This is a genomic window from Paraburkholderia sp. BCC1885 (assembly GCF_900996235.1).
Lineage (GTDB): Bacteria > Pseudomonadota > Gammaproteobacteria > Burkholderiales > Burkholderiaceae > Paraburkholderia.
Genome location: NZ_CAAJGM010000261.1, coordinates 1 through 4891 on the forward strand (window position 1 = coordinate 1; position 4891 = coordinate 4891).

Annotated in this window: 6 protein-coding genes; all 6 read left to right on the plus strand. The window is 61.9% G+C overall.

From position 1 onward, the window contains the following. A partial coding sequence (locus FQ755_RS37895; RefSeq protein ID WP_222105821.1) for a hypothetical protein occupies positions 1–190 on the plus strand: 190 nt, incomplete at its 5' end. Beyond that, positions 183–671 (plus strand): complement resistance protein TraT, encoded by a 489-nt coding sequence (locus FQ755_RS33580; protein ID WP_260859001.1) that lies wholly within the window; start codon positions 183–185, stop codon positions 669–671. The genes FQ755_RS37895 and FQ755_RS33580, both read left to right, overlap by 8 nt. A 107-nt stretch (positions 672–778) precedes the next feature. Next, positions 779–1744 carry a DUF932 domain-containing protein gene (locus FQ755_RS33585; RefSeq protein ID WP_144161606.1) on the plus strand — a complete coding sequence of 322 codons (966 nt, stop codon included), beginning with the start codon at positions 779–781 and terminating at the stop codon, positions 1742–1744. Positions 1745–1818: 74 nt separating this feature from the next. Further along, positions 1819–2811: a YqaJ viral recombinase family protein gene (locus FQ755_RS33590; RefSeq protein WP_144161609.1), complete on the plus strand. Its 993-nt coding sequence runs from the start codon at positions 1819–1821 to the stop codon at positions 2809–2811. Positions 2812–2876: 65 nt separating this feature from the next. Continuing rightward, on the plus strand, positions 2877–3794 hold the full coding sequence (locus FQ755_RS33595; protein ID WP_144161612.1) for a phage capsid protein: 918 nt from the start codon (positions 2877–2879) through the stop codon (positions 3792–3794). Beyond that, positions 3791–4705 (plus strand): hypothetical protein, encoded by a 915-nt coding sequence (locus FQ755_RS33600; protein WP_144161615.1) that lies wholly within the window; start codon positions 3791–3793, stop codon positions 4703–4705. The genes FQ755_RS33595 and FQ755_RS33600 overlap by 4 nt, the downstream gene beginning before the upstream one ends. The last annotated feature ends 186 nt before the right edge of the window (positions 4706–4891 follow it).

Here is a 4891-nt window from a genome sequence, read left to right on the forward strand (position 1 = left end):
CAGCCTGCCCACTCCGCCCGCGCAATGCCGTGCTGGCGAATCCTCCCCGGGAGCCGTGATGCCTACCTATCCTTCCCCTTTTGAATATCTGCTCGCATTCGGCCTGGTCTTCATGACCGGCGTGCTCACATCGGTCAGCCTGCGCCTGTACGGCGACAAGATCAGGCGGGAGGCGACCGCCCATGCGTGATCCTCGCGTCTATCCCCGTCCTCACGATCCGTATGACCCGGACGATGTGTACCCGAATGGGCACAATGATGACGAGCCCTTCGAGCAAGGCTTTGTCCCGCCGCGGGCATACCCGGGCGATCATGCAGGCAGTCAGCCTAGCTCCATCCCGGCATGCCCGAAATGCCAGTCGTCGCATGTCGAAGCTCGCCATCGCGCACGCAAGACCGGCGGTGCAATAGGCGCCATCGCCGGTACGGCCAGTGGTGTCGCATTCGCCCTGTCCGGAGCAGAAACCGGCGCAGCGGTAGGCGCGCTGGCCGGACCCGCCGGTGCCGTGTGCGGTGCCATCGCTGGTGCCGTAATCGCCGGTCTCATCGGCGGCACGGCAGGCTGCGCGACCGGCTCTGTCTTCGGCGAAGTGATCGACGACAAGGTACTCAACAACTTCCGCTGTCACGCCTGCGGGCACGCGTTCAGTCGCCCCAAAGCATCTACCTGATCCGTAATTTTTCCCTTTCCGCAGTTCCTCGCAGTTATCCCCCTTCAATTTTTTGTACACCCGCTCGGCTGCGTGCCGGGCTGTATGCCGTTTACAAGGAGCTTTTCATGCATCTCGTCAAAACGATGGCCTATGTCAACGAAACCCCATGGCATGGCCTGGGTAATCAACTCTCTCCACGCCAACCGATTGAAGTGTGGGCGCGCGAAGCTGGAATGAACTGGCAGATTGAATCCGCCGAGGTCCGGTACGTGGCTGGCGGTTCAGGCAATCTCGGATCGATCCACGCCTTTCCCGAACAGCGCGTGCTGTACCGCTCGGACACCAGGGAACCGCTGTCGGTCGTGTCGTCGCGCTATCAGGTAGTCCAACCTCGCGATGTGCTTGAGTTCTACCGCGACCTCACGGAAACAGGCGGCTTCGAGCTGGAGACCGCAGGCGTACTCAAGGATGGCAAGAAGCTTTGGGCTTTGGCTCGCACGGGCCAGTCCGTCTCGCTCAAGGGCAAGGACACCGTCAACGGCTATCTGCTGCTGGCGACCGCCTGCGACGGCACACTGGCGACCACCGCACAGTTCACGAGTGTGCGCGTCGTTTGCCACAACACGTTGCAGATCGCTCTTGGAGATTCGGCTGGTGCCGTCAAGGTGCCGCACCGCAGCCAGTTCGATGCGCAAGCCGTCAAGCGACAGCTTGGCATCGCGATCTCATCGTGGGACGGGTTCATGGCTCGCACGAAAGCATTGGCCGACCGCAAGGTCAGCGATTCCATCGCCGAGAAGTTCTTCCAGCGCGTGCTCACGTACCCGACCGGCGGACCGAATACACCGGTGCCAACGACGAACGATCGCGCGATCAAGGCAGTGCAATCACTGTACGCCGGCCGCGGCATGGGTGCCACGTTGCCATCGGCATCCGGCACGGCTTGGGGTCTGGTGAATTCGGTCACGGAATTCGTCGATCACCAGCGCCGCGCGCGCAGCGAAGATCACCGCCGCGACGCTGCCTGGTTCGGAGCAGGTGCCACATTGAAACAGCGCGCATGGGACGAAGCGATGAAGCTGATCGCCTGACTCTCAGGTTCATCACGTCATAAAGCCCGGTCGGGGTCACTCCCACCGGGCTTCTTTCATTCTGGGAGGGATGTATGCCTTTGCCTGAACCTACGGGGCGTCGCAAGCGTCCTGCATTACGGCTGGTCGAGACGAAAGACATGCCACGCGAAGACTGGCTATCGGTGAGGAAGTCCGGGATAGGAGGCTCCGACGCGGCGGCTGCCGTGGGGCTTTCGCCCTACATGAGCCCGCTCGAATTGTGGCTGGTCAAAACCGGGCGCGATACCAGTCTGTTCCGGCCCGATCCGCAGGATACGACCGAACCGGTTTACTGGGGAACGCTGCTCGAACCCATCGTAGCTGCGTCGTACACGAAGCAGACTGGAAGCAAGGTAAGACGGGTGAACGCCGTACTCCAGCATCCGACGCTTCCGTTCATGATCGCCAATATCGACCGGGAAGTCGTCGGCTCTCGCGACGTGCAACTGCTCGAATGCAAGACGGCCGGCGAATTCGGTGCGCGGCTCTGGCGAGACAGCGTACCTGAGTACGTGGTGCTTCAGGTGCAACACCAGCTTGCGGTCACTGGCAAGCAGGCGGCCGACGTTGCCGTGCTGGTCTGCGGCCAGCAACTTGACGTGCATCGCATTGAGCGTGACGACAGGTTGATCTCCCGGCTCATCGAACTCGAAGCCATGTTCTGGCGGTACGTCGAAACGGACACTCCACCACCGGCCGACGGTTCGGATTCGTCCGATCGCGCGCTGCGCTGCCTGTATCCGGGTGCGGGTGGCACGGTCGATTTCACCGACGATCGCAGGCTGTCGTCCGTGTTCGCTGATCTGGTTTCCGTTCGTGCTGATATTGAAGCACGTCAGCAGGTCGAGTCGAAGCTGAAGCAGACGATTCAGCAGGCGATGGGCGAAGCCGACCGGGCCATGTTCGAAACCGGTGAGGTGTCGTTCAAACGCAGTCGGGATGGTTCCACCATCGATCTGCCACGCCTGCTCGCCGAGCATCCCCATCTTGCTACGCAATACGCCATCACTAAACCTGGCTCACGCCGGTTTCTCGTCTCTGTCTGACTGCTGTTTCCGCAGTCCTCTCTGTCGATTCAGCCCTCTCTTTTTACGTCTACAGGAGCTTCACTATGTTGAAGGGTCTTTCAATTACTCCGCCCGTTATAGGAAGAATTTCAATCGGTCGCGTCGTCGAGAAAAACGGCAAGCGTCTGCCAGAAAAGGATGACCAGTTTACGGTCACGTCCCAGGTGCAAAACCGTGAAGGCTGGATGCTGCATCCCGCGGACCAGGCTCTGCGCAAGCTTCAGCCCGGCAAGCTGAGGGCGATACCCGTGCGCTTTCTCTTCAACGATCCCGACCTGAACCTTCGGGCCGAGTATTCGCTGTTTGATCGCGAAACGGGACGGCCGTTGTGCGTCGGTAACGGCGAAACGTGCAAACGGGCGAACGACAGCAGCATTGAATCGTTGCCCTGTCCGTCGCCGGATGGCTGTGCGTTCGGTCAGAAAGGCGGCTGCAAGCCCTACGGCCGGCTGAATGTGCTGATTGGCGATGAGGACGAACTGGGCAGTTTCATCTTCAGAACGACGTCCTATAACAGCATCCGCACACTCGCCGCGCGCCTGCATTACTTCAGCGCGGTATCCGGCAACCTGCTCGCCTGCCTGCCGCTGGAACTGAAGCTGCGCGGCAAGTCCACCACGCAGAGCTACCGGAGTGCGATCTACTACGTGGATCTCGGCGTGCGGTCCGGCAGCACGCTTGAGGCTGCGATCATCGAGGCACGTGAGCTGGATGCGCGTCGCAAGGCGGCCGGGTTCGATCAGGTGGCGCTCGATGTCGCGGCGCGTGCCGGGTTCAGTAACGGCGCATTCGAAGACAGTATCGAGGAAAGCGCCGCCGTCTCTGAAGAGTTCTACCCGTCCGAACCCGGTAGCGGCGACAGTCAGGGGCACGGTAACACCGAAGCCGGGGCGCCGCCCGCGTCTGGACTCATAGGCAAGCTCGAACAGCGCGCCGCTTTACTGGGCGGAAAAGCCGCATGATCCGCATCCGTCCCGCGCTGCTGCTGGCAGTCACGGCAACGGGAACAGCCGTCAGCATGTCGGTACTCGCTGGCTGGCAGCGCGGCGGGTGGCTCGCCGAACGGCTGGTATGGATGTCGATCGGTGTCGTGCTGGTCGCTGGCGCGCATCTGCTGCCCGCGCTGTGCCGGTCAGCACCGCTTGCCGTTCGCGGTATCGGGGGAGCGCTGTGGCTCGGGTGCATGGCTGCGGCTTCATACGGCCATGCGACGTTTTTCCTTCTATCCCAGTCCCATGCCGGAGAAGTTCGGGTGGCGGCCATGCCGGTCAGCCATATTCCGGCACACCGCAGTCTCACGGCGGTCATGACAGATCGTGCGGCGGTGACGGCAGAGCTGGCCGTTGCCGATGCACGCCGCTGTGTGCGTGACTGTCCAGCGTTACGGGTTCGTCGTGTCTCGCTTGCGGCGAAACTGGATACCCTCGATGCCGAAGCCGTTGAGGTACGGCGGTTACAGGCAATCGAGGACGGTAATGCCGGACGTCGTGACGCCATTCGTGACGATCCGGTCACGGCGCGGCTGGCGATAATTCTGGGCGTCGCGGATACCCGACTGGATCTGTTCGCCGGGCTTGCGTTTGCCGCGGTGCTCGAAGGTGTTGCCTGTCTGCTGTGGTGGATTGCACTCGTACCGGGAAGGGAACCCACTCCAGTAACCGCCGCTGACCTGACGTCCATTCCGGCGGTCACGTCCGACCTGCCAGCACCGTCACCCACCGTCACAAAACCCGATACCGAAATCGCAAAGCTACAGCGTGACATCGAGGCCGGGATCGTAAAACCCACCGTCGTCGGTATCCGGCGTCATCTGCGCTGCTCCCAGGCCAGGGCCGCTGCCCTGCGGCGACAACTGGCCAGCCTCACGGCATAAGCCGGGCGCGCCTGCGCCCCGTCTCTTTTTTATTCCACCAGCGATCACGTCATCCGGTTCATCCGGAGGCCCGCGTTCGTCCTTTATCTGGAGCAATCCATGCACGAAACGAAATTCATCCACCTCCCGCCGCGCCCACGTCCCGTACTAAAGGGACTCAGCGTCGTCGCTGGTATCACCGCGATC

What these genes read in the sequence shown, in the direction of transcription:
- FQ755_RS33590 (WP_144161609.1), top strand. Translation starts at nt 1,819, where the DNA reads ATGCCTTTGCCTGAACCTACGGGGCGTCGCAAGCGTCCTGCATTACGG.
- FQ755_RS33580 (WP_260859001.1), top strand. Translation starts at nt 183, where the DNA reads ATGCGTGATCCTCGCGTCTATCCCCGTCCTCACGATCCGTATGACCCG.
- FQ755_RS33600 (WP_144161615.1), top strand. Translation starts at nt 3,791, where the DNA reads ATGATCCGCATCCGTCCCGCGCTGCTGCTGGCAGTCACGGCAACGGGA.
- FQ755_RS33585 (WP_144161606.1), top strand. Translation starts at nt 779, where the DNA reads ATGCATCTCGTCAAAACGATGGCCTATGTCAACGAAACCCCATGGCAT.
- FQ755_RS33595 (WP_144161612.1), top strand. Translation starts at nt 2,877, where the DNA reads ATGTTGAAGGGTCTTTCAATTACTCCGCCCGTTATAGGAAGAATTTCA.